The sequence below is a fragment of the Pseudomonas sp. TTU2014-080ASC genome (assembly GCF_001446935.1).
GTDB lineage: Bacteria > Pseudomonadota > Gammaproteobacteria > Pseudomonadales > Pseudomonadaceae > Aquipseudomonas.
On sequence record NZ_LKKK01000004.1, the window covers coordinates 1 to 1,436 of the forward strand.

Consider the following 1,436-nt stretch of genomic DNA (forward strand, 5'->3'; position numbering starts at 1 on the left):
GTGATCGAGACCAATAACGAAACCGGTCTTGGCGGTAGTGCCGAGGCAGGTGGCACCATCGTGGTCAAACTGCCGGACGGCAGCACACTGACGACAACCGTTGATGAAAACGGTCATTGGTTGATTCAGCCGAACCCACTGGATGATGGTGAAAGCGCCAACGTCACCGTGACCGACGAGGCTGGCAACATCAGTAAACCGGTGAACACCGGTGGCTCCGATGTGATTGCTCCGGATGCACCGATCGTAGAGAGCAACAACCTGGGGGGTCTGACCGGTACAGGTGAAGCCGGTAGCACCATCACCCTGACCAAACCGGACGGCAGCACGGTCACCACCGTGACTGACGCCAATGGCAAGTGGGCGATGCAACCGAACCCGCTGACTGACGGCGAAGAAGGCAAAGTCACTGCGACAGACCCGAGCGGCAACGTCAGCGGTGAAACGCCTACCGGCAAGGCCGACCTGATCGCGCCGGAAAAACCGGTGATCGACAGCAACAACGAGTCAGGCCTTGGCGGTAGTGGTGAAGCTGGCGGCACCATCGTGGTTGAGCGTCCAGATGGATCGACAGTCACCACCATTGTTGATGAGAACGGTCACTGGGAAATCCAGCCGAACCCGCTGGACGAAGGCGAGAAGGGTAGCGTTACCATCACCGATCCAAACGGCAACACCAGTGAGCCGACCGAAACTGATACGACCGACCTCAGCGCACCGGATGCTCCGATTGTTGAGAGCAACAACCTGGGTGGTCTGACCGGTACAGGTGAAGCCGGTAGCACCATCACCCTGACCAAGCCAGACGGCAGCACGGTTACCACCGTGACTGACGCCAATGGCAAGTGGGCGATGCAACCGAACCCACTGGCTGACGGCGAAGAAGGCAAGGTCACTGCGACTGACCCGAGCGGCAACGTCAGCGGTGAAACGGCTACCGGCAAGGCCGACCTGATCGCGCCGGATGCACCGGTGATCGAGACCAATAACGAAACCGGTCTTGGCGGTAGTGCCGAGGCAGGTGGCACCATCGTGGTCAAACTGCCGGACGGCAGCACACTGACGACAACCGTTGATGAAAACGGTCATTGGTTGATTCAGCCGAACCCACTGGATGATGGTGAAAGCGCCAACGTCACCGTGACCGACGAGGCTGGCAACATCAGTAAACCGGTGAACACCGGTGGCTCCGATGTGATTGCTCCGGATGCACCGATCGTAGAGAGCAACAACCTGGGCGGTCTGACCGGTACAGGTGAAGCCGGTAGCACCATCACCCTGACCAAGCCAGACGGCAGCACGGTTACCACCGTGACTGACGCCAATGGCAAGTGGGCGATGCAACCGAACCCACTGGCTGACGGCGAAGAAGGCAAGGTCACTGCGACTGACCCGAGCGGCAACGTCAGTGGCGAAACGGCTACAGGCAAGGCTGA

The 1,436-nt window shown here is 59.7% G+C and carries 1 protein-coding gene; it reads left to right on the plus strand.

The features are described from left to right. A partial coding sequence (locus AO726_RS10270; protein ID WP_241492095.1) for an Ig-like domain-containing protein occupies positions 1-1,436 on the plus strand: 1,436 nt, incomplete at both ends.